At 73.4% G+C, this 20,393-nt stretch carries 23 protein-coding genes, 2 tRNA genes and 1 pseudogene; 12 read left to right on the top strand and 14 right to left on the bottom strand.

Features of this window, described 5'->3' with window-relative positions; genetic code table 11:
* Positions 1 to 18 precede the first annotated feature (18 nt).
* Positions 19 to 774: a 2-C-methyl-D-erythritol 4-phosphate cytidylyltransferase gene (locus M8330_RS22585; protein WP_250828584.1), complete on the top strand. Its 756-nt coding sequence runs from the start codon at positions 19 to 21 to the stop codon at positions 772 to 774.
* A 30-nt stretch (positions 775 to 804) separates the two neighbouring features.
* On the opposite strand, the gene M8330_RS18880 is transcribed toward M8330_RS22585, so the two are convergent.
* Complete coding sequence (locus M8330_RS18880) at positions 805 to 1,536, bottom strand: IspD/TarI family cytidylyltransferase (protein WP_250828583.1); 732 nt, start codon at positions 1,534 to 1,536, stop codon at positions 805 to 807.
* Between the two features lie 225 nt (positions 1,537 to 1,761).
* On the opposite strand from M8330_RS18880, the gene nirD reads away from it, so the two are divergent.
* Positions 1,762 to 2,127 (top strand): nitrite reductase small subunit NirD, encoded by a 366-nt coding sequence (nirD, locus tag M8330_RS18875; RefSeq protein WP_250051438.1) that lies wholly within the window; start codon positions 1,762 to 1,764, stop codon positions 2,125 to 2,127.
* 24 nt (positions 2,128 to 2,151) lie between these two features.
* On the opposite strand, the gene M8330_RS18870 is transcribed toward nirD, so the two are convergent.
* Positions 2,152 to 3,090, bottom strand: coding sequence for an alpha/beta fold hydrolase (locus M8330_RS18870; RefSeq protein WP_250828582.1), 939 nt, complete (start codon positions 3,088 to 3,090; stop codon positions 2,152 to 2,154).
* Positions 3,091 to 3,151: 61 nt separating this feature from the next.
* Positions 3,152 to 3,640 (bottom strand): 2-C-methyl-D-erythritol 2,4-cyclodiphosphate synthase, encoded by a 489-nt coding sequence (gene ispF / locus M8330_RS18865; protein WP_308196314.1) that lies wholly within the window; start codon positions 3,638 to 3,640, stop codon positions 3,152 to 3,154.
* 119 nt (positions 3,641 to 3,759) lie between these two features.
* Between ispF and M8330_RS18860 the strand changes: the two genes are divergently transcribed.
* On the top strand, positions 3,760 to 5,304 hold the full coding sequence (locus tag M8330_RS18860) for a molybdopterin-dependent oxidoreductase (protein ID WP_250828581.1): 1,545 nt from the start codon (positions 3,760 to 3,762) through the stop codon (positions 5,302 to 5,304).
* A 24-nt stretch (positions 5,305 to 5,328) separates the two neighbouring features.
* Here M8330_RS18860 and M8330_RS22580 read toward each other — a convergent pair whose 3' ends face one another.
* Complete coding sequence (locus M8330_RS22580; RefSeq protein ID WP_250828580.1) at positions 5,329 to 6,624, bottom strand: C39 family peptidase; 1,296 nt, start codon at positions 6,622 to 6,624, stop codon at positions 5,329 to 5,331.
* A 204-nt stretch (positions 6,625 to 6,828) separates the two neighbouring features.
* Between M8330_RS22580 and cysS the strand changes: the two genes are divergently transcribed.
* From cysS to M8330_RS18840, 3 genes are all read left to right on the top strand, one after another.
* Positions 6,829 to 8,238: a cysteine--tRNA ligase gene (cysS, locus tag M8330_RS18850; protein ID WP_443689929.1), complete on the top strand. Its 1,410-nt coding sequence runs from the start codon at positions 6,829 to 6,831 to the stop codon at positions 8,236 to 8,238.
* 3 nt (positions 8,239 to 8,241) lie between these two features.
* Entirely contained in the window at positions 8,242 to 9,192 is a 951-nt protein-coding gene (gene rlmB, locus M8330_RS18845) for a 23S rRNA (guanosine(2251)-2'-O)-methyltransferase RlmB (protein WP_250051447.1), read from the top strand.
* 262 nt (positions 9,193 to 9,454) lie between these two features.
* Positions 9,455 to 11,236, top strand: coding sequence for a metallophosphoesterase (locus M8330_RS18840; RefSeq protein ID WP_250828578.1), 1,782 nt, complete (start codon positions 9,455 to 9,457; stop codon positions 11,234 to 11,236).
* A gap of 18 nt (positions 11,237 to 11,254) precedes the next feature.
* On the opposite strand, the gene M8330_RS18835 is transcribed toward M8330_RS18840, so the two are convergent.
* On the bottom strand, positions 11,255 to 12,481 hold the full coding sequence (locus M8330_RS18835; protein ID WP_250828577.1) for a DUF4032 domain-containing protein: 1,227 nt from the start codon (positions 12,479 to 12,481) through the stop codon (positions 11,255 to 11,257).
* Positions 12,482 to 12,518: 37 nt separating this feature from the next.
* The gene (locus tag M8330_RS18830; RefSeq protein ID WP_250828576.1) at positions 12,519 to 14,393 is read right to left on the bottom strand and encodes a glycoside hydrolase family 13 protein; all 1,875 of its coding nucleotides are present in this window, start codon (positions 14,391 to 14,393) and stop codon (positions 12,519 to 12,521) included.
* 118 nt (positions 14,394 to 14,511) lie between these two features.
* On the opposite strand from M8330_RS18830, the gene M8330_RS18825 reads away from it, so the two are divergent.
* The 5 genes from M8330_RS18825 to M8330_RS18805 all read left to right on the top strand — a co-directional run bounded on the left by M8330_RS18825 (position 14,512) and on the right by M8330_RS18805 (position 15,979).
* Positions 14,512 to 14,610 (top strand) — tRNA-Thr (locus M8330_RS18825).
* Between the two features lie 17 nt (positions 14,611 to 14,627).
* A tRNA-Thr gene (locus M8330_RS18820) sits at positions 14,628 to 14,703 on the top strand.
* A 50-nt stretch (positions 14,704 to 14,753) separates the two neighbouring features.
* Entirely contained in the window at positions 14,754 to 15,020 is a 267-nt protein-coding gene (locus M8330_RS18815) for a DUF3263 domain-containing protein (protein WP_250828575.1), read from the top strand.
* A gap of 157 nt (positions 15,021 to 15,177) precedes the next feature.
* Complete coding sequence (locus M8330_RS18810; RefSeq protein ID WP_250828574.1) at positions 15,178 to 15,378, top strand: hypothetical protein; 201 nt, start codon at positions 15,178 to 15,180, stop codon at positions 15,376 to 15,378.
* A 31-nt stretch (positions 15,379 to 15,409) separates the two neighbouring features.
* Complete coding sequence (locus M8330_RS18805) at positions 15,410 to 15,979, top strand: hypothetical protein (RefSeq protein WP_250828573.1); 570 nt, start codon at positions 15,410 to 15,412, stop codon at positions 15,977 to 15,979.
* A 78-nt stretch (positions 15,980 to 16,057) separates the two neighbouring features.
* Here M8330_RS18805 and M8330_RS18800 read toward each other — a convergent pair whose 3' ends face one another.
* From M8330_RS18800 to M8330_RS18780, 5 genes are read right to left on the bottom strand one after another with little or no spacing between them, the layout of a single operon-like run.
* A complete protein-coding gene (locus M8330_RS18800) occupies positions 16,058 to 16,567 on the bottom strand; it encodes a hypothetical protein (RefSeq protein WP_250828572.1) in 510 nt (169 codons plus the stop codon).
* A 2-nt stretch (positions 16,568 to 16,569) separates the two neighbouring features.
* Positions 16,570 to 17,469 (bottom strand): hypothetical protein, encoded by a 900-nt coding sequence (locus M8330_RS18795; RefSeq protein WP_250828571.1) that lies wholly within the window; start codon positions 17,467 to 17,469, stop codon positions 16,570 to 16,572.
* A gap of 17 nt (positions 17,470 to 17,486) precedes the next feature.
* The gene (locus M8330_RS18790) at positions 17,487 to 17,768 is read right to left on the bottom strand and encodes a hypothetical protein (RefSeq protein ID WP_250828570.1); all 282 of its coding nucleotides are present in this window, start codon (positions 17,766 to 17,768) and stop codon (positions 17,487 to 17,489) included.
* Positions 17,768 to 18,427, bottom strand: a complete 660-nt coding sequence (locus M8330_RS22160; RefSeq protein WP_284704942.1) for a hypothetical protein — start codon at positions 18,425 to 18,427, stop codon at positions 17,768 to 17,770. Before M8330_RS22160 ends, M8330_RS18790 begins: the two co-directional genes overlap by 1 nt.
* On the bottom strand, positions 18,424 to 18,714 hold the full coding sequence (locus M8330_RS18780) for a hypothetical protein (protein ID WP_250828569.1): 291 nt from the start codon (positions 18,712 to 18,714) through the stop codon (positions 18,424 to 18,426). Before M8330_RS18780 ends, M8330_RS22160 begins: the two co-directional genes overlap by 4 nt.
* 174 nt (positions 18,715 to 18,888) lie before the next feature.
* Here M8330_RS18780 and M8330_RS18775 point away from each other — a divergent pair, with 174 nt between their 5' ends.
* A complete protein-coding gene (locus M8330_RS18775) occupies positions 18,889 to 19,161 on the top strand; it encodes an excalibur calcium-binding domain-containing protein (protein ID WP_250828568.1) in 273 nt (90 codons plus the stop codon).
* A gap of 356 nt (positions 19,162 to 19,517) precedes the next feature.
* Here the strand turns inward: M8330_RS18775 and M8330_RS18770 are convergent, their stop codons facing one another.
* The 3 genes and pseudogenes from M8330_RS18770 to M8330_RS22760 form a co-directional block, all read right to left on the bottom strand.
* Positions 19,518 to 19,934 (bottom strand): hypothetical protein, encoded by a 417-nt coding sequence (locus tag M8330_RS18770; RefSeq protein ID WP_250828567.1) that lies wholly within the window; start codon positions 19,932 to 19,934, stop codon positions 19,518 to 19,520.
* The gene (locus tag M8330_RS18765) at positions 19,931 to 20,257 is read right to left on the bottom strand and encodes a hypothetical protein (protein WP_250828566.1); all 327 of its coding nucleotides are present in this window, start codon (positions 20,255 to 20,257) and stop codon (positions 19,931 to 19,933) included. Before M8330_RS18765 ends, M8330_RS18770 begins: the two co-directional genes overlap by 4 nt.
* Positions 20,258 to 20,281: 24 nt before the next feature.
* Positions 20,282 to 20,393: pseudogene (locus M8330_RS22760) on the bottom strand (IS5-like element ISMt1 family transposase); the annotation flags it as partial.

Raw genomic sequence — 20,393 nt, 5'->3', positions numbered from 1 at the left:
GGTCGCTACCGTGGCCCCGTGGACGAGCGCGACGACGACGTCCGGTTCGACCTCTCCTTCGACGTCGACGCGGACCCCGGCACGGACGACGGCACCGCGGAGACCCCGGACCAGGGCCCGGAGGACGTCGACGCGATCGAGGACCCCTACGCCGACCTCCCGGACCCCGACGGGGCCGTCGACGAGCTCGACGACGAGGACGATGATGAGGAGTGGGTCGAGCCGCCCGAGGCGCTGGCCGTGCTGCTCACCGACCACCGCGGCTCGCTGCCGTTCTCGCTCCTGCACGGCGAGGCGCTGGTGGCCTGCGCGGCCTGGGCGCTGGGTGAGTCCGGCGCGCTGCAGGTCGACGAGGGGACGGCCTGGCAGGCGCTCGTGGACGCCGAGGAGACCGTCGTCCTGCACGACGTGCTGTGCCCCATGACCCCGCCCTCCTTCCTGGTCGAGTGCGTCCGGCACTCCCAGGCGCACGGCGCGGTCGTCGTGGGCGTGCGGGCCGTGACCGACACCGTCAAGGAGGTGGACGAGGCGGGCGTGCTGGGCGAGACGGTTGACCGCGACCGCCTGCTGGCCGTCGCCTCGCCCGTGGTTCTGCCGCCGAGCGTCGTGGCCGCGCTGGACGACGGGCTGCCCACCGACGACCTGGCCGCGCTCGTGCCCCTGCTGGCCGCCCGCTGGCCGGTGCGCACGCTCGCGGCCCCGCCCCAGGCCCGCCGGGTGGCGGACGCCGACGACGTGGCCGTGCTGGAGGCGCTCACACGCGGCGAGCGCTGAGCCCGCTTCCGCCTCGTCCGGTGTGGCTGCTCAGCCCTGCGGGTGCAGGAGTCGCTCGGCCAGCGCCACGTCCTCGGGCCAGGTGACCTTGAGGTTGCGGGCCCCGCTCGGCACGACGACCACCGGCAGGCCGGTGAACCGGGCGAACGTGACGGCGGTGTCGGTGCCCCCGAAGCCCGCCTCCGCGGCCGCGGCGTAGGCGCCCAGCAGGTCCGCGGCGCGGAACGACTGCGGCGTCTGCACCCCCACGAGGGCGCCCACCGGCGAGGGGCGCAGGTCGCGGCCGACGAGGCCGGTCACGGGCGCGGCTGGCAGGGCGCCGCCGTGCTCGCGGGCCCGGGCCACGGTCTCGTCGAAGAGGGCGGACGCGGCCAGCGGCCGGGCGCCGTCGTGCACCGCGACCACGTCGACGCGGCCGGCGTCCACGTCGGCGCGCAGCGCTGCGAACGCCGCGTCCTCGGAGTCGTGCCGGGTGGCACCGCCCTCGACCAGGCGCACCTCCGGTGCCCCCGAGGTGGGGCCGGCCGGCAGCCAGGGGCCGAGCGCCTCGGCGACCTCGGAGGCCTCGCCGGGCGCGGCCACGACGACCACGACGCGCACGTCGGTCACCGCGAGGGCCGTGGTCACCGACCAGGCCAGCAGGGGGCGGTCCCCGAGCGGCAGGAGCACCTTGTTGCGGTCGGCGCCGACGCGGCTGCCGGAGCCCGCGCCGAGCACGACGACGGCGACGCCGGGAGCCGCGGAGGGGGAGGGTGCGAGCACGGTCGGAACGCTACCGCCGAGCGCGCCGCCCTCGCCCCGACGGGTGACACCGGCGCGTCAGGGCCGCCCGACGACCGCCTGGTCCCGCCGGGCCGTGAGGGCGCCGGGGAGGGTTTGCACGGACGTAACACTGTGAAACCTCCCGGGTACACGGCGGGCCCTAGTTTCGGCCCCGGGTCCGCGCACCGTCGGGCCCCGCGGACGACGCCGAGGGAGGGTGCTCGCGTGACACCCCGACGCGCGGCGAGCGAGGAGGGCTGGCAGCCGGTCTGCCGCCTCGAGGAGCTCGAGGTGGAGCGAGGCGCCACCGCCCTCGTCCACGGCCAGGCCGTGGCGCTCTTTCGCATGCCCGACGACCAGGTGCACGCCCTGGGCAACCACGACCCCTTCGGCCGCACCTCCACGCTGGCGCGCGGCATCGTCGGCGTCCGCGACGGCGTGCCGTTCGTGGCGTCGCCCTCGCACCGGCACGGGTTCGACCTGCGCACCGGCATCTGCCTCGACCAGCCCGGCGTCACCGTCCCCGCCTTCGAGGTCAGGGTGGACGGCGGCGTGGTGCTCGTCGGGGCGCGCAAGCACGTCGCGGCCTGACTCCCAGCCCGCGCGGCCGGGTGATCAGGCCGGCGCGGGCTCCGTGACGGCGGAGCGCACCGCCGCGTCCACGAGGGCGGCGAGCTGCTCGCTGACCACCGCGTCCCGCTCGAGCGGCAGGTAGTGGCCGGCGCCCGGCAGCACCAGCAGCCGTGCGCCCCGGATGCCCGAGGCGAGCCGGCGGCCGTGGGAGAGCGGCGTGAGCCTGTCGGCGGTGCCGACCAGGACGACGGTGGGCACGGCGTCCCAGGCGCGCAGCAGGTGCTCGCGGTCGTGCAGGCGCAGGTCGCGCACGAACCCGGCCATGGTGGCGGGGGAGGCGGCGGCCAGCTGGTCGGCGATGAGGCCGGCGTCGCGGGGGCGCACCGGGCTGCCGACGAGCATCCTGTCGACGACGGCCTGCTCCACCCGGGGTGAGCGGCGGCGGACGCCGGCCCGGGCGCTCAGGCGGCGCGCGCGGTGGCCGAGCACGGCGGGGAGCCGGTCGACGAGGTGCTCGCCACCCGGGAGCCGGGCGGCGAGGCGGTCGATGCCGGCGCCGAGGTGACCGGCCGAGGTGGCCACCAGCAGCAGGCCGGCGGCGCGGTCCACCAGGTCCGGGCGCAGGTCCGGCAGCGCCATGAGCGTCATGCCGCCGATCGAGTGGCCGGCGAGCACCAGCGGGCCGGCGGGGGCGAGCGCGTCCGCCACCGCCCCGAGGTCGCGGGCCAGGTCGGTGATCGTGCAGGCCGCCTCGTCCGGCACCTCGGAGCGGCCGTGCGCGCGGGCGTCCCAGGTGACCACCCGGACCCGTGCGCCGGGGTGGCCCGGCACCTCGCGGGAGAGCAGGGAGGCGACCTGGTAGTGCCACAGCTGCTCGTCGGCGGTCCAGCAGTGCGCGAGGAGCACGGTGACGTCGGCGTCGGCCGGGCCGTAGGCGGTGGCGTGCAGGCGCAGCCCGTCGTGGGTGAGCACGGTGGTCATGGGGCCTCCAGGGATGGGGGAGCGACAGGGGGTGGGGGCGAGGGTGGGGGTGTCGGGTTGCTCAGACCGGGACGACGAGCGCGGTCGCGAGGGCGGCGACGCCCTCGCCGCGGCCGGTGAGGCCGAGGCCGTCGGTGGTGGTGGCCGAGACGGTCACGTCGGCACCGGCGGCCGCGGAGAGCGCCGCGGCGGCCTCGGCCCGGCGGGGCCCGAGGCGGGGGCGGTTGCCGATCACCTGCACCGCCACGTTGCCGATCTCGAAGCCGGCGGCGCGGACGCGGCGGGCGGTCTCGGCGAGCAGGGTCGCGCCGGACGCGCCGGCCCACTGCGGCTCGGCGGTGCCGAAGTTCGAGCCGAGGTCGCCGAGCCCGGCGGCCGAGAGCAGGGCGTCGCAGGCGGCGTGGGCCGCCACGTCGGCGTCCGAGTGCCCCTCGAGGCCCTGGGGCTCGTCGGGCCACGCGAGGCCACCGAGGTGCATGGGCACCCCGTCGACCAGACGGTGGACGTCGGTGCCGATGCCGGTGCGCGGCAGTCCAGGAGGGAGGTTCACGTCTCGCATCCTGCCGCACCCGGGGCGCCGCGAGAACCTCTGCGGCGACCTTTATTGACATTTGTTCAACGAGTTGGCGCGGATGCACCGGGTGTGCACCGACCCGGCACACTGGAGGGGTGACTCCGCAGCAGCGCTACCTCTGGCCGGCCGCCGGGATCGTGACCCTCGTGGCGGGCCTGCTCACCAGCGAGGCCGCGGCGCGGCTGCTGTCGGTCCGCTCCTCGCCGGTCGTGGCGGTGGCCGAGTCGGTCATCGAGGTGCTGCCCGAGGCCGTGGTCAAGCCCGCGATCAACCTCCTCCAGGAGCTCGACAAGCCGTTCCTGGTCGCGGTGATCCTCGTGGCGCTGCTGGCGTTCTCCGCCTTCGTCGGCCGGGTCGCGCGCGACTCCGGCGACGGCTCTGCGCAGATCGGCTTCGCGCTGCTCGGCGGGGTCGGCCTGGCGGCGGTGCTGTTCCGCGAGAGCGGCGTCGGGCCGGTGATCCCGGTCGCCGTCGGGGCCATCACCTGGGTGGTCGTGCTGCCGGTGCTGACCAAGCCGCTGCGCGAGGGCGCGATGCTCGCGGCCGGAGCCGGCGACGACGCGGACCGGCCGCTCGGCGAGTCGCGCCGGGCCTTCCTCGTCCGCGCGAGCGTCGTGGGTGGCGTGGCCGTGCTCCTCGGCCTGGGCGGCTCGGTGCTCGGCGCCGGGCGCAGCGCCGTGGAGTCCGCGCGCCGCTCGCTGAGCCTGACCGGCGTCACCGACCCCGAGCCGCCGGCCGGGTCGTCCCTCGACGTCGACGACCTCGGCCCCTGGCAGACCCCGAACGACGACTTCTACCGGATCGACACCGCCATCGCCGTGCCCACCGTCAGCCCCGACGAGTGGAGCCTGCGCATCCACGGCATGGTCGAGAACGAGCTCACGCTGACCTACGACGACCTGGTCTCCCGGTCGTTCACCGAGTCGTGGGTGACACTGACCTGCGTCTCCAACCCGGTCGGCGGCGACCTGATCGGCAACGCCCGCTGGTCGGGCGTGCGGGTCGCCGACCTGCTGGCCGAGGCCGGTGTCACCGACGGCGCGGACGCGGTGAAGCAGACGAGCAGCGACGGCTGGACCTGCGGCACCCCGCTCGAGGCCCTCACCGACGAGCGCGACGCGTTGCTCGCCGTCGCGATGAACGGCGAGCCGCTGCCGATCGAGCACGGCTTCCCCGTCCGCGTGGTCGTGCCCGGGCTGTACGGCTACGTCTCGGCGACCAAGTGGGTCACCGACCTCGAGGTCACCCGCTTCGCGGACTTCTCCGCCTACTGGACCGACCGGGGCTGGGCCGAGAAGGGCCCGATCAAGCTCGCCTCCCGGGTCGACGTGCCACGCTCCGGCGCCTCGGTCGACGCCGGCACCGTCGCGCTGGGTGGCGTCGCCTGGGCGCAGCACACCGGCATCGAGGCCGTCGAGGTCTCCGTGGACGGCGGGGCCTGGCAGGCCTGTGACCTCGGCACCGTGCCCAGCGCGGACACGTGGGTGCAGTGGTCGGCGTCGCTCGACCTGGACGCCGGCGACCACACCGTCCGGGTGCGGGCCACCGATGCCGAGGGCACCGTGCAGGACTCGACCGTGCGCGACGTCCTGCCCGACGGCGCCACCGGCTACCACCAGGTCGACTTCACCGCCTCCTGACGCGGCCCGGGCTGAGGCGCTGGGTCAGGCGAAGCTCGCGCCGCGCGGCATGGCGCGGCCGTCGCTGATCACGTACGCGGTGCCTCCCGAGGCCTCGAGCCACGCCCGCTCCAGCTGGCCGCGGTCGTAGGTGCGGCGCACGCCCTTGTTGCGGGCCGCGGCCGGGTCGTTGACCACGACGTCGCCGTCGGCCCGGAACCCGACCACGACCAGCAGGTGGCCGTTGCTCGCGGAGATGGGGGCGCCGTCGAGCTCGCCGGCCCCGAACGCGATCGAGATGACGACCGGCACCCCGGCGGCCACGAGCCGCTCGGCCGCACGCAGGTCGGCCAGCCGGGTCACGTACGACTCCCGGGTGTGCAGCCCGGCGTAGGCGGTGTTGAACGGCCAGTTGCCGGCGCCGCGGTAGCCGTGGTCGTAGACGCGCCGGGCCGTGTCGTCCACCCAGGGGTTGCGGTGGTCGTCGGCCACCCACGACCACTGGCGCGCGTGCGGCAGGGCGTCGTAGTAGGAGAGCACCATCGAGGTGGAGGTCGGCGAGCACCAGGACTCCCCACCGCCGCCGTACTGCGGGTAGTCGCCCTCGTGGATCATCTGGCTGTAGCGCGGCACGCGCAGCACCCGTCCGCCGGCCCGGGCGACCACGCCGGGGGCGCTGGTGGCGGGCGTGCTCGCCGGCTGCCGGCTGACCACGGCGCCGACCGTGCTCAGCCGGGGCGAGGCGGTGCGGGCGCCGGCGCGGCGCAGCAGGCTCACCCGCAGCTGGTAGCCGCGCAGCCCGGCGTCCTCGCGGGCGACCCAGGTGTCGACGTTGACCGAGGCCAGGTCGTCGGCCTGGCCGGAGAGGGTGGTGCGCAGGACGTGCCGGTCCCCGGAGGTCCAGCGGGCCAGGGTGTCCCACGAGGACGTGGCCCCGTCGGCGTCCCGGCCGCGCACCTGCACCACCACCAGGCTGTCGCCGGGGGTGCGGGCGCGCCAGGAGGCGATCAGCTCGGTGAACCCGAAGGCGGTGGACTCCCACGGCGAGATCCAGCGCCCCACGTCGTACCGGGTGCCGCCGAGCCGGGTGCTGCTCGTCCGCTCGTCCAGCACCACGGCGCCGCGGGCGGTGCGGGTGCCGCTCAGGCGGCCGGCGCGGAACCCCACCCCGTCGTCGGTCTGCCGGTAGCTGATCTTCGCGGTGCCGGCGCGGGCGGCGGTGGCGCCGTCGGCCGCCGTCGCGGCCGTCGTTCCGGCAAGCGAGGCGGCGGGCGTGAGCAGGGCGAGCGGCAGGACCAGCGCGAGGAGGGTCGGTGCCAGGCGGGGAAGGGGGGAGGGCACCGGTCGACGGTACGTCACATCCGTCCCGTGCGCCCCAGGTTCCTCGTCTGCTTCACCGAACCTTGTCGGGGTGGCGCGACGGCGCGGGGTACGACCCACCACATGCGTGGTTCCGGACGGTCGGAACCACGAATGTGGTGGGTCGTACCGGGGTGACCGGCGACGATGAGCACCGCACACGTCGGCACTCCTAGACTGGCCTGCGTGAGCCTGCGCCTGTACGACACCGCGACCCGCGACGTCCGCGACTTCACCCCTCTCGTCGAGGGGCGCGTCGGGGTCTACGTCTGCGGCCTCACGGTGCAGAGCGAGCCCCACGTGGGCCACGTGCGCTCCGCGGTGAACTTCGACGTGCTGCGCCGCTGGCTGGCGCACCGGGGCTACGCGGTCGACTTCGTCCGCAACGTCACCGACATCGACGACAAGATCCTCACCAAGGCCGAGGCCAACGGCGTGCCCTGGTACGCCCACGCCGCCGCGATGAAGCGCGAGCTCGACCGTGCCTACGCGCTGCTCAACGTCGCCCCGCCGACCTACGAGCCGCTGGCCACCGGCCACGTGCCGGAGATGCTCGAGCTGATCGAGCACCTCATCGAGCGCGGTCACGCCTACGCCGCGCCCGACGGCTCCGGCGACGTCTACTTCGACGTGCGCTCCTGGGCGTCCTACGGCGAGCTGACCCGCCAGGGCGTCGAGGACATGGAGGCCGCCGAGGACGCCGATCCCCGCGGCAAGAAGGACCCCCGCGACTTCGCCCTCTGGAAGGGCTGGAAGTCCGAGACCGAGCCGCGCACCGCGTCCTGGCCGAGCCCGTGGGGTCGCGGCCGCCCGGGCTGGCACATCGAGTGCTCGGCGATGGCCGGCAAGTACCTCGGTGAGGCCTTCGACATCCACGGCGGTGGGCTCGACCTGCGCTTCCCCCACCACGAGAACGAGCTCGCGCAGTCGCGCGCGGCGGGCCACGGGTTCGCGTCCTTCTGGATGCACAACGCGTGGATCACCACCGCCGGCGAGAAGATGAGCAAGTCGCTCGGCAACAGCCTCACGATCCCTGCGGTGCTGCAGCGCTTCCGCGGCGCGGAGCTGCGCTACTACGTCGTGGCCGCGCACTACCGCAGCCACGTGGAGTTCTCCTTCGAGGCGCTGGAGGAGGCCGCGAAGGGCTACCAGCGCATCGAGGCGTTCCTCGAGCGCGCGGACGCCGCCCTGGCCGCGCCGGTGGCCGCGGGCGAGGTGCCCGACGCCTTCGCCGCGGCGATGGACGACGACCTCGGGACGCCGGCCGCGACCGCCGTCCTCTTCGACACCGTGCGCGAGGGCAACCGGCTGCTGGCCGACGGCACCGACGTGACCGCCCAGGTCGCGGCCGTGCGGGCCATGCTGGGCGTGCTGGGTCTCGACCCGGCGGACGAGGCGTGGGGCCCTGCGGCCTCCGCCGGCGCGGACGAGGCCCTGACCTCGGCCGTGGACGCACTGGTCGCCGGGCTGCTGGAGCAGCGCGCGGCGGCCCGTGCGGCGAAGGACTTCGCCACCGCGGACGCGATCCGCGACCAGATCAAGGCGGCCGGCATCGAGGTCACCGACACCCCCGACGGTCCGAAGTGGAGCGTGTGAACCATGGCCGGTAACTCCCAGCGCCGAGGCGCCATCAAGAAGACGGGCAAGGGCAACCCGACCGCCGGGTCCGGCGGCCGCGTCCGCCGCGGGCTCGAGGGCAAGGGCCCGACCCCCAAGGCCAAGGACCGCCCGTACCACAAGGCGTTCAAGGCCGAGGCCGCCAAGCAGCGCGAGGCCAACAAGCGCCCGCAGCGCGGCGGTCGCAAGACCACCGACGTCGAGTGGATCGCCGGGCGCAACCCCGTCGTCGAGGCGCTGCGCGAGGGCGTCCCGGTCAACGCGGTCTTCGTGGCCGAGGGCGCCGAGCGGGACAACCGCCTGCGCGAGGCGTTCGAGATGGCCGCCGACCGCGGCATCGCGCTGATGGAGGTCAGCCGCACCGAGCTCGACCGGCTCACCTTCGGCGCCGTCCACCAGGGCCTCGCCGCGCGCATCCCGGCCTACGAGTACGCCCACCCGGACGACCTGCTCAACCGTGCCAAGGACGAGAACCAGCAGCCGCTGATCGTCATGCTCGACTCGGTCACCGACCCCCGCAACCTCGGTGCGATCGTCCGCTCGGCCGCCGCGTTCGGCGCCCACGGCGTCGTCATCCCCGAGCGTCGTGCCGCCGGCATGACGGCCTCGGCGTGGAAGACCTCGGCCGGTGCCGCCTCACGCATCCCGGTCGCCCAGACCGTGAACCTGACCCGCCAGATCAAGGCCTACCAGGACGAGGGCTGCATGGTCGTCGGCCTGGCCGCCGACGGCGACGCGCAGATCACCGGACTCGACCTCGCCGACGGCCCCCTGGTCGTCGTGGTCGGCTCCGAGGGCAACGGCATCTCCCGGCTCGTGGCCGAGACCTGCGACCAGCTCGTCTCCATCCCGATGGTGAACTCGGTGGAGTCGCTCAACGCCGGAGTCGCCGCCTCCGTGGCGCTGTACGAGGTCGCCCGCCTGCGCGGCTGACGTCACCGGTGATCGAGGTGTGAGGCCGGCTACGGCCGAGCCTCGAGATCGCCGCACCTGTCCGTGGCGCCCACCCTGTCCGTGGCGCGCGCCCTGGGTGGGTGCGGGCGTCTCGTGGCTCGTCGCCGGCGCTCCTCGCACCTCGACGACCGGTGGAGCGTGGCCGGCCTGGCACCTCGACGACCGGCAGCGACCGACGCGTGTGACGCTTCCGTGAACGGATGCGCGGTCGCCGGGTGCGCGCGCGTACCGTGGACGGTCTATGCCGGACACCCCTGAGACCGAGCCGCAGGTCACCCCGGAACCTGCGGAGCCGGACCCCACCCAGCACCCCACCACCCACGCCGCGCACCACGCCCCCGGCCCGCACAGCCGGCGGCGCCGCACGGCGTTCATCGGCGTGCTCGCGGCGATCTGGCTGGCGGTGGCCGCACCGGCGTCCGTGCTGATCTTCCTGGGCTCCGAGCGCGAGGTCAGCCTGGCCAGCCACGACACGGTGCTGACCCCGACGCTGAGCGGGTACGTCCTGCTGCGCACCGGCCCGGTGCTGCCGGACCTGCGCCTGGCCACCGGCACCCCGCTGGGCATCGACCTCCAGCTCGGCAAGACCGAGGCGTCCAGCACCTCCGAGCTGGTCAAGCGGTACGCCTACCTCGCCTCGGCGCCCGACGGCGTCGAGGCGAAGATCCGCGGCGAGCTGGTGGACCTGGCCCAGGAGTCGCTGCTGCGCGGCGCGGTCGTGGGCCTGCTCCCGGTCGTGGTGGTGCTCGTCCTGGGTCGCCGGCGCCGCGGTGAGCTGCGTCGGGCGATCCCGACCCGGCAGGGGGCGGTGGCCGGCGTCGTGACGGTGGCGTTGGTGCTCGGCTGGTGGCAGCCGTGGTGGCCGGACGACGGCCGGGTCACCGACGACCGCTCCTGGGAGAGCGTGCAGGACTTCCTGGGCGACGAGGTGACCCTGCCCAGCGCGGTGGCCGCCGAGCTCGACGGCGTGGAGATCCGCGGCGACGTGACCACCAACCAGACCCAGCGGCTCATCGAGTCCGCGATCGACACCTACGACAAGTCCAAGGCGTTCTACGACGCCGCGGCCGAGGACGCCGCCGACCTGCCGGTCCGCACCCCGCTCGAGGGCGAGCAGGTCGTGCTCCTGGTCTCCGACCGGCACGACAACGTCGGCATGGACGCCGTGGCCCGGGCGGTCGGGGACGCCGGCGGCGCCACCGCGGTGATGGACGCCGGCGACGACACGTCCACCGGCTCCACCTGGGAGGCGTTCTCCCTGGACTCCCTCCAGGCCGCCTTCTCCGACCTGCCCCGGTTCTCCGTCTCCGGCAACCACGACAACGGCACGTTCGTCTCCACCTACCTCGCCGACCTCGGCTGGACCGTGCTCGACGGCCAGATCATCGAGGGTCCGGCCGGCTCGACGCTGCTCGGCACCGCCGACCCGCGGGCCTCGGGCCTGGGCAACTGGCGCGACGAGTCGGGACTGTCGTTCTCCGAGGTCGCGGACCGCATCGCCGACGCCGCCTGCGACTCCGAGGAGCGGGTGACCACGCTGCTCGTGCACGACGCGAACATGGGCGACCCGGCGCTGGAGCGCGGTTGCGTCGACCTCGTGCTCGGTGGGCACACCCACGTCGAGGAGGGCCCGACGGCCGTGCTCGGGGAGAACGGCGAGCTGGGCTACTCGTTCACCACCGGCACCACCGGCGGTGCCGCCTACGCGATCGCGCTCGGCTCCAAGCCCCGGCGCGAGGCGCAGATGACGCTGCTGACGTACCGCGACGGCGTGCCGGTGGGCATCCAGGGCGTGGTGCTGCAGACGGACGGCTCGTGGGACGTGGAGGACTACGTGCGGCTCAGCGGGCTCGACGCGGACGTCGACACCGCCACCGAGGAGGCCGAGGCGGCCGCCGAGGCCGAGGGCGAGGACCCGAACGAGGGCGTCGCCACCGACACGGTGCCGACCAGCTCGGGCGCCGCCACGGCGACCCCGGACAGCAACGACGGCCCGACCGAGAGCCCGTCCGCCACCCGCTGAGGACCGGAGGCGGGGCGCTCAGACCTCCGGCTGCTCGGCGTCGGGGTCGACGGCGAGCGCCTCCTCGGGCTTCTCGTGCAGCTGCGTGCGGATGTAGTCGGCCGCCGCGTCCCGGATGCGGACGTGGTGGCCCGCCTGCTCGGAGAGGTACCAGCGGTGCTCGAGCACCTCGTGGAAGAACTCGGCCGGCTCCAGCTTGCCGCGCTGGTCGGCCGGGATCATCGTGGTGACGGGCTCGTAGACCTCGCTCATCCAGCGGGCGGCCACGAGCGTGCGGTCCTCGCGGCCCAGGTCGCGGCTGGCGGTGTAGGCGGCGATGTCGTTGAGCAGCCGCCGAGCCTGGTTGTCCTCGACGTCCAGGCCGGTGAGCGACTGCAGCTCGCGTCGGTGGTGGCCCAGCTCGACGACGCGGGGGCTGATGCGCACCTCGTCACCGTCGATGTCGGTGACGATGTCGAGCTCCTCGACGTCGAAGCCCATCGAGTTCAGGCGCTCGATGCGGGCCTCGATCCGCCAGATCTCGTCGGCGGAGAACGCCTCGGTGCCGGTCAGCTCGTCCCACAGCGCGGTGTAGCGGCTGCGCAGGAGGTCGACGACGTCCCACGGGTCGACGTCGTCGATGGCGCGCGAGGCCTGCAGGTCGAGCAGCTCGGCGAAGACGTTCTCGCAGGCCACGGTGAGGTCGTGCTCGCGCAGGGCCGGCGATAGGGTGGTCTTGAGCTCGCCGGTCTCGGCGTCGACCAGGTAGGCGGCCAGCTCGCCGGCGCTGCGCCGGAACAGCACGTTGGAGAGCGACACGTCGCCCCAGTAGAAGTCCGTGAGGTGCAGGCGCACCAGCAGGACGACGAGGGCGTCGACGAGCTGGGGCAGGCTGGTGCGGCGGGCGCCGTGGGTGAAGAGGCTGCGGTAGGGCAGGGAGAACTGCAGGTGCTCGGTGAGCAGCGCCGCGGGCAGCGGCTCGCCGTCGGCGTCCACCCGGCCCGTGACGACGCCCTGCGGCACCACCGACGGGATCGCGATGCGCTGGAGGTCGCGCAGCATCTGGTACTCGCGGAACGCGATCGGCTCCTGGGTCTCCTTGACCGCGTAGACCCGCTGCCCGAGGCGCACCGTGCGCACCACGTGCCGCGAGAGGCCGCGGGGCAGGGGGACGACGAACTCCTCGCCCCACTCCTCGAGCGGGGTCGACCACGGCAGCCGCACGATGGCCGGGTCCGGCCGGGCGGCGACGATCCTCAGTGCCACTCGGGCAGGGTACGCGGCGGCGCCGAGGATCTCCGCCTCACAGGCTCCAGACGGTGAGCCCCGGTCCGCCCGCGGGCAGCTGCACGGTGCCCTTGCGGACCTTCAGGTCCGCGGCACCCTTCTCGGTGGAGAGCAGCAGGTCGCCGGCGATCTCGTCGGCACCGGTGAGCATCGCGGACGCCGGCAGGGCCACCGCGTCGCCCGCGGCCCGGCGCGCGGCCACCAGCACCGAGCCGGCGGGGTGCTCGCGCACGAACACCAGCGTGTCCTCGTCCGCGTGCGCCCAGCGCAGGCTGCCCCGGGTCAGGGCGGGCGTGGAGGTCCGCAGCCCGGCCAGGGCGCGGTAGGCGTCGAGGGTGGCGGTGTCCCACGACTCGGGGCGGTGCCAGGGCATGGTGCGGCGCGAGTCCTCGCCGAGGACGCCCTCGAGGCCGATCTCGTCCCCCGCGAAGAGCATCGGCACGCCCGGCAGCGTGAACTGCAGGCCCGCGGCGACGCGGTGCACCGCCGCGTCCCCGCCCACCTGGGTGCGGATGCGGGCGGAGTCGTGGGAGCCGAGGATGTTCCACGACTGCGCGGTGGCGCGCCAGCCGTAGCGGGCGGCGAACTCGCGCAGGCTGGTGAGCACCTCCGAGCCGCCGCGGCGCGGCACCGCGAGCGGGCGGCCGAACGGGCGGGCGGGGGTGTCGGGGTGGCGCAGCCACGACCACACGGGCCAGGAGAAGCCGGAGTAGTTCATGGTGCCGTGCCAGCCGTCGCCGTCCAGGTCGGCGGAGGCGTCGTGGTTGTGCTCGCCGATGACCCAGGCATCCGCGCGCTCGGCCTCGGCGGTGCGGCGCACCGCGCGGGCGGCGTCGTGGGCGCCGTCGACGACCCCGAGGCGGCCGGTCATGTTGGCGACGTCGATGCGCCAGCCGTCCACGTCGAACGGGGGCCGCAGCCAGCGGGCGACCACCGAGTCGGGGCCCTCGACCATCGCGGCGCGCATGTCGGTGTTCTGGTAGTTGAGCTTGGGCAGGGTGTGGTGGCCCATCCAGGTCTCGTAGCCGCCCTGCGGGCGGAAGCAGTACCAGTCGCGGGTGGGGGCGTCCTCGTCGGCGGCGGCCTGCTGGAACCACTCGTGGGTGTCGCCGGTGTGGTTGGTGGTGAGGTCGCCGAGCAGCCGCATGCCCTTGTCGTGCACCGCGTGCGAGAGCCGCTCGAACGCCTCGTCGCCGCCGAGCAGCGGGTCGATGCCGTCGAAGGTGGAGGCGTTGTAGCGGTGGTTGGACTCACCGGGGAAGACCGGCGTCGTGTAGAGCACCGTGACGCCCAGGTCGGCGACGTGGTCGAGGTGCTCGGTGACGCCGTCGAGGTCGCCGCCGAAGAACTGCAGCGGGGTGCGGGGGTCGGTGCCCTCGAAGACGACCGTGTCGTCCCACTCCGCCGGCACGGCCCAGTGCGGGGTCGGACGCTCGTCGGCGGCCGCGGAGCGGGCGAACCGGTCGGGGAAGATCTGGTAGACGACCGCCTCGCGGCCCCAGGCCGGTGCCTCGGCGTGGGTGGAGAGCTTGAAGTCGAGCGCGTCGGCCGGGTCGTGGGTGACCACCCCGGCCGCCGTCAGCCAGGACTGGTTCTCCTCGGCGTCGGCCAGCAGGAACCGGTAGTGGGTGACCGGGTTGTGCACCGGCAGCTCGCCCTCCCACCACGTCGACCCCGCGGGCAGGCCGTCACGCTGCACCTGGACGCACTGGTGGTAGACCGGCTCGGCGTCGTACGTCGTCCGTATCCACATCTGGGTGGTCGGGTCGTCGGGGTCGGTGCGGACGCGCACCTTGACCGCCCAGCCGATCGTCGGGGTCTCGGCGTCGCAGTAGAGCGGGGACCCGTCGTGGTGGGGCTGGCGGAGCAGGTCGGTCAGCGCGTCGGTCATGGCGACACTGTGCCGAACCCGTGTGTCGCGCGGGTGACCGGGCGGGTGAGTGCTCGGTCACCGGACGCCCGCCGCTATCCTGCTCCGCGACCCGGCGGTGCGTGCCGACCGGGCTCGCCGGTGTAGCTCAGTTGGTAGAGCGCCTTACTTGTAATAAGGATGCGGGAACGCTCAACACGCCAACCGACAGGACGATTGTCAGCCATTGTGTCAGCCATCGTCCATCCGGAACCCGCCGCGTTAGCTCAGATGGCAGAGCATCCGTCTTGTAAACGGAAGGCCGTCGGTTCGATCCCGACACGCGGCTCCACCCCGCCCGGGCGCACCGTGGTGTCGGAGGCCGGTGGCACTCTGCACCGCATGCCCGAGCCGACGCCCGCAGACCTCACCTCCGAGCAGCTGGGCATCCTCGAGTTCGCCCGCCTGCGCTGGGCGCACGCCGGCGCGAAGGAGACCGCCATCCTCGAGCGGTTCGGCATGTCCCTGACGCGCTACTGCCAGGTGCTCAACGACCTGCTCGACAGTCCCGCGGCCTTGGAGCACGACCCGGCGCTCGTCCGCCGGCTCAGGCGGCTCCGCGCGGCGCGGCGCGATCAGCGCAGCGCACGGGCGCGCGCTATCGGCTAGGCCGGAGTGGACCCGGGACAACGCGGGTCGAGGCACGGGCCGAACAGCTGGTCGCACTCGGCGTGGAGGTCGTCGTCCTGGTCGCTCGTCATGCGCTCCAGCGTGCCCTGCCGGGCGCCGATCGTGCTGGCGTCCTCCACAGGTACCGTCCGGGCTCGTGGACGAGCAGGACTGGTGGGACACGCCGATTGACTACGGTGGCGCGCGGCCGATGACGCCGACCGAGATGCGCGAGCAGGTCGGTCGTCGGCTCGCTCAGGTGCAGCTCACCAGCGACGGCGAGCGGCAGATGGCGCTCTTGGTCGACTACCTCGTGAAGCGCCTCGCCGTACACGAGAAGACTCAGATGGACGGCTGACGGCAGGGAGCACCTGACCTACGCTCACGGCATGCGTCTTCTCGCGCCACTCGCTGCGCTGCTCATGTTGGTCACAGCCTGCGGTTCTGACTCGTCATCGACGCCCGCTCCGTCAGTGACGGTCACCGCGACCACCACCGCGACCACCACCGCGACGGCCAGCGAGACAGCCTCAGCATCGCCTGCTGAGCCCAGCACGTCCTCGACGCCGGAGGCCGATCCGGCTGACAGGCGGACCTGGCGAACCCCGGAGACCACGATCACGGTCAAGCGCTCGCGCCAGGACGTCTCGGAGTACGGCAAGCAGCCCGGGACGCGTCTCGATGCAGTGCTAGTCAGGACGTGCATCAAGGTCACGGGCGGCGGATCGGTCAGCTGGAGCCCCTGGAGTCTCGTGGACAAGCGTGACGGCCGGTACCCGGCGAGTTCCAGCACGTGGAGCGACTTCCCGCTGCCCGAGTACCCGTTCGCTGGAGTCCAGATCGGTGAAGGTGAATGCGCGCAGGGCTGGATAGTTTTCCGGGTCCCCGCCAAGTGCGGCAAGGCCGTCGCTCTGGTCTACGACAACGGCTCGCGCCAGCACCGTTGGAACTTGGGCTGAACGCTAGAAGCGCCCCCTCCCGGCTCGTGGCCAGGAGGGGGCGGGGTCCCGCAGCGGGGAGGGTGAGGGCGCTGCGGGTCAGGTGAGCAGCACGGCGAGCAGCGGCTGCAGCAGGAGGAACGCGAAGAGCACCACCAGGGGGACGGCCGCGGCGACCAGGATGGCCGGGACGGGCCGGGTGTGCCCGGCGTCGGTGACCACCGTGCTGGTCGGCGTGCTGGTCGGCGTGGTGGAGCCGTTGGCCGGGCTGATCTGGCCGCGCATGACGAGCGTGGTGAAGGTGCCGACGAACGTGGTGGCCACGGCGATGAACTCGGGGCTCAGCCCGACGCCGAACGTCATGACCAGCACGAGCACGGACCGGGCTCCGTCGACGAGCAGCGCCACCTCGAAGGGCCGCGTCGCCCAGCCCTTGAGCAGGGCGATGGCCGCCATGATGACGGCGGTGATCGCGGCGGTCTGGTCGTCGGTCAGCGCGACGCCGAGGGCTACGAGCAGCACCAGGGCGGTCTCGACGGCGTCCAGGAGGAGGGCGGGCTCGCGGCGGATGCTGGCCACGAGGCTGGTCAGGTACTCGGACATGCTCATGGTCAGGCCACCTTGAGGTTGCGGAGGGACTGGCCGCCGGCGCGGCGCAGGGCGTTGCGGCGGGTCTGGAGATCGGAGATCTCGGCCCGCAGGTCGGCGATGTCGTCGTTGAGGTCGAACGCGCGGAGCAGCTTGCGGGCGGCCTGCTTGGCCTCGCGGGGCCGGTCGCCGTCGCCGTCCTCGGCGAGCCGCTCGAGCAGGGCCTGGGCCTTGGCGGGCCGGTCGTCGGCCAGCGCGGTGAGGACCCGGCTGATGAGCGGGGTGCTGGCCGGCTTCTGGGCGTTCGGACGCCACACGCGGACGTCGTTGACGGTCGGGGCCCAGAACATCTCGGTGTAACCCCACGCGGCGGCGAGGACGTCGGCGCGGACCTTGCCGTACCGGCCGCGGGGCCAGTCGGTGGACAGGACCATGCCGTCGCCAAGCGAGGGGGCGATGTGGCCGTACTGGGACAGGGGACCGGTCCAGTAGACGATCGCGCCGCGGGGGATGCGCGCGACGGCGTCGCTGGTGATCGCGACGCGGTGCGCGACGCCGAGCTCCTGCGCGCCGGCCAGCGACAGCTTCGCCGCGGCGTAGAGCGCCGCCACGTTGAAGTACTGCCGCGACTCGCGCAGGCAGTAGCCGGGGGTGACCGTGCGCCCGTCGCGGGCGTAGGAGACCGCGAGGGCGAGCGCCTCGCGTCGGGGCCGCACGTAGGTGGGGATGGCGCCGGGGCCGGTGCTGGCCGGGCCACCGCGGCCCTCGACGACGTCGTCCTGCCCGCCGGCCAGCTCGGGCGGGGCGGCGAACTCGCCCAGGTCGGTGTCGAGCTCGATGGTGGGCAGCAGTGCGGCGTCGGGGTCGAGGGTGAAGTCCTCGGCCGTGAGGTCGAGGTCCAGGGCTTCTCCTGCAGCGAGCATGGGCATCTCCTGTGAGGTCAGGTGTGGCGGGGACGGTGGGGCCAGATGAGGCCGACGACGACCAGCGCGCCGCCGAGGGTGACGGGGACGATGGAGAGGTCGACGGGCGCGTTGGTGAGGTACTTGATCGCGGACCCGGCGGCGCCGGCGGCTTGGAGGATGACGAGGCCCTCGAAGATCAGCCGGGCGCCGCGGGTGTGGCTGGGCCAGGTCTCGGCGAGCCGGATGAGGGTGCCGATGCAGGCGAGGGCGAGCAGCGGGGCGTTGATCAGGCGCATGAGCTCGAGGAGGTCGGCCATCACGAGGCGGCTCCGGGCGCGTCGGTGGTGCAGTCGTAGGCGCGGTCCTCGTCGGGGTCGGTGCAGGTGTAGGTGGCGCCGGTCCGGTCGGTGAAGGTGAAGGTCTCGGGGTAGCCGGCGGGGCCGGCCGCTCCGGCCTCGCCGCGGGGCCCGGTGGCGCCGGTGTCGCCCTTGGGCCCTGCAGGTCCTTGCGGTCCGGTCGCGCCCGTGGCTCCAGCCTTGCCGTCGGTGCCGTCGGCTCCAGCTACGCCGGTCGCTCCCGCGGGCCCGGTCTCGCCCGTGGCGCCGGTGCGGCCGCGCTTCCCGTCACTGCCGTCCTGCCCGTCGGCGCCGTCCTCGCCATCCTGGCCGGCGGGCCCACGGGGGCCGGGTGGCCCGACCGCGCCCACAGGGCCGACCGGGCCGGTGGCGGGCTCGATGTCGGAGGGCGTGACGACGGGGGTTCCGCCGAGGCGGCGGACCTGGCGGGCGAGGCGGTGGGTGATGTTCTCGGCCTCGCCGAGCGCGGCGGCGTTGTCCGCTGCGGCGACTCGGTTCTCGTGGGCGTCGTCCTCGGCCTGGTCGATGCGGCCGGAGAGCCCGTTGATGAGCACGACGATGGTCGTGATGAAGACGGCGAACACGACCGCGTAGAGCAGCCGGCGGGTGGTGGGGTTCATGCTGGTCCTCCGACCTGCGCGGCGACGTAGAGCATGATCAGAGCCACGATCACCGGGGCGATGATCGAGGTGAGGATGAGGCGGCGGTCGGCCGCGCGCTGCTGGTCGCCTCGGTCCATGCGGGTGGCGAGCTGGCGGACGTCGTCCCTGACGCCTTGGAGCTCGGCGTCCCGGGCTCGCTGGTCGGACTCGTAGACGTCCTTGCGGACGAGCTCGGCGCGGAGCTGGTCGATGCTGCTGGTGAGCCGGTCGACGGCCCGCTGCAGCTCGGGGGCGGGGTCTGTCACGTGGTCTCCCGTCGTGGGGCGGCCGGCCCGGTGGTTCCGGGTGGGGTCCGGGCATGACGAAGCCCCGCCGGCTGGGGTGCCGTGCGGGGCTGTGCACTGGATTCCGCTGCGGGGCGGCTGGCTGGCGGTTTACCTTCCGCCGGTAAGGATTCACCTCACGGAAGGGGCATGTGGATGGCCCGACACTTCATCGGCTCGGCGGCGGTCGCAGCGCTCATGGTCGGCTCGCTGACCGCGGTCGCGGCGCCGGCCCAGGCGGCGACGGACTTCGCGAACTGCGACGCGATGCACAAGGTCTACAAGTACGGCGTGGCGAAGTCGAAGCGGGCGGCGAAGCGCCAGGTCCGCTCTGGGCACTACCGGCCGGCGGTGCGGCTGAAGGTGTACCGGGCGAACCGGGAGAGCGACGCCGACAAGGACGGGACCGCCTGCGAGGTCACCGCCTGAGGCTCCCGCGGCCGAGCGGGGAGCCCGGCCTCCGCGTCGCCTGAGCGGGACGCTGGGAGGCCGGGCCACGGCCCCTCAGGACATGGGGTACCCGAGGCCGCCGAACGTAGCGCCGTCTGCTGGTGGCCGTGAAGTGCCCGTTCGGGTGTGCGTGGCCCAGCTCCGGGGTCGGGGACAGACGGCCCGGGCCGGGCCACGCGGCGTGCCGGCGCGGTGGGGTAGGCCATGCACGCGAGCAGCCCGTGCGGTGACCGGTCTCGGGTCCGTTCACCACACGGGCTGTCAGGTCAGTCTAGGCGACGCCGACCCTGCGAGACGCATGAAAGAGCGGACTCCTCCGGGTGAGTCCAGCCACGTCAACTGCGTGGGGGCGACGTTGGTGGCTCATTCGCTTCGCGGTCGCTCGCCACGCAGATGGCGTTCACAACGTCGTCGAGGGAAGGTCGGTGTGCGAACTTCCACCACTCCCGCACTGTCCAGATCAGCGAGACAACTGCACCGATTGCAAAGCCTGTCTTCCAGGAGGCGGCAGGGACTCCGATGAAGGACTGGAAATCCGACGTGAGTAGGGCGACCAAGAAGGCAAGGAAAACTCCTGTGGCTGCGATGGCTTGTTCCATTGAGGTGTAGCCCGGGAGTTGTCGTCGCAGCGCTAGTTCGATCTTCTCGCGGGTGGTCACGAAGTACTCCTGCCTGATGTTGGTGCTGACTGTCGCTTGGCTCGTGATCTCACGTGCCATGTCGAAGTTCAGGCCCTGGTCCCCGTCGCTCATTTGTCGTCGCCCCGCTCTGGGGTCTCACCGACGTGGTCTTCGCCCGGCTTCATCTGCAGTAGCCCGATCATGCCAAGAGCGTGGAAGTCCAGGTGTCCACAGTTTGGGCAGACCAACATGGCGGCAGGGACGGTAACTTCTCTGACAGCTCCGCTGATGGCAGACGCGACGGTCTGTAGCTCGAAGCTCATCAAGCGATTCATCGGGAGCATCCCTGCCTTGCCACACCGCAGACAGAGCCCTGAGGCAGATCGCTCGTCCAACGCCTGCTTGATCTGCTCAAGCTGAGCCTTGGTCAGGTTGATTTCACGCTTCGCTGCCATCCCTGCAACCTAGGGAGTGTCTGGTTATTCGCGTAGCCAGATGGTGATGGTGCGGAGCACGACGCCGCCTCGGTAGACGACAGCCAGCTTGTCGTAGCGGGTGGCGATCCCTCGCCACTGCTTGTGGTCGTTGAAG

This window comes from Nocardioides bruguierae, from assembly GCF_023656415.1.
Taxonomy (GTDB): Bacteria; Actinomycetota; Actinomycetes; order Propionibacteriales; family Nocardioidaceae; genus Nocardioides; species Nocardioides bruguierae.
The sequence above is the reverse complement of the archived record's forward strand: the minus strand, read 5'-3'. Positions and strand labels throughout refer to the sequence as shown.

Bases quoted from the DNA above. Each gene is read 5' to 3' on its own strand.
- M8330_RS18870 (WP_250828582.1), bottom strand. From the start codon at position 3,090: ATGACCACCGTGCTCACCCACGACGGGCTGCGCCTGCACGCCACCGCC.
- rlmB (WP_250051447.1), top strand. From the start codon at position 8,242: ATGGCCGGTAACTCCCAGCGCCGAGGCGCCATCAAGAAGACGGGCAAG.
- M8330_RS18840 (WP_250828578.1), top strand. From the start codon at position 9,455: ATGCCGGACACCCCTGAGACCGAGCCGCAGGTCACCCCGGAACCTGCG.
- M8330_RS18830 (WP_250828576.1), bottom strand. From the start codon at position 14,393: ATGACCGACGCGCTGACCGACCTGCTCCGCCAGCCCCACCACGACGGG.
- M8330_RS18815 (WP_250828575.1), top strand. From the start codon at position 14,754: ATGCCCGAGCCGACGCCCGCAGACCTCACCTCCGAGCAGCTGGGCATC.
- M8330_RS18805 (WP_250828573.1), top strand. From the start codon at position 15,410: ATGCGTCTTCTCGCGCCACTCGCTGCGCTGCTCATGTTGGTCACAGCC.
- M8330_RS18800 (WP_250828572.1), bottom strand. From the start codon at position 16,567: ATGAGCATGTCCGAGTACCTGACCAGCCTCGTGGCCAGCATCCGCCGC.
- M8330_RS18795 (WP_250828571.1), bottom strand. From the start codon at position 17,469: ATGCTCGCTGCAGGAGAAGCCCTGGACCTCGACCTCACGGCCGAGGAC.
- M8330_RS18790 (WP_250828570.1), bottom strand. From the start codon at position 17,768: ATGGCCGACCTCCTCGAGCTCATGCGCCTGATCAACGCCCCGCTGCTC.
- M8330_RS22160 (WP_284704942.1), bottom strand. From the start codon at position 18,427: ATGAACCCCACCACCCGCCGGCTGCTCTACGCGGTCGTGTTCGCCGTC.
- M8330_RS18775 (WP_250828568.1), top strand. From the start codon at position 18,889: ATGGCCCGACACTTCATCGGCTCGGCGGCGGTCGCAGCGCTCATGGTC.
- M8330_RS18770 (WP_250828567.1), bottom strand. From the start codon at position 19,934: ATGAGCGACGGGGACCAGGGCCTGAACTTCGACATGGCACGTGAGATC.
- M8330_RS18765 (WP_250828566.1), bottom strand. From the start codon at position 20,257: ATGGCAGCGAAGCGTGAAATCAACCTGACCAAGGCTCAGCTTGAGCAG.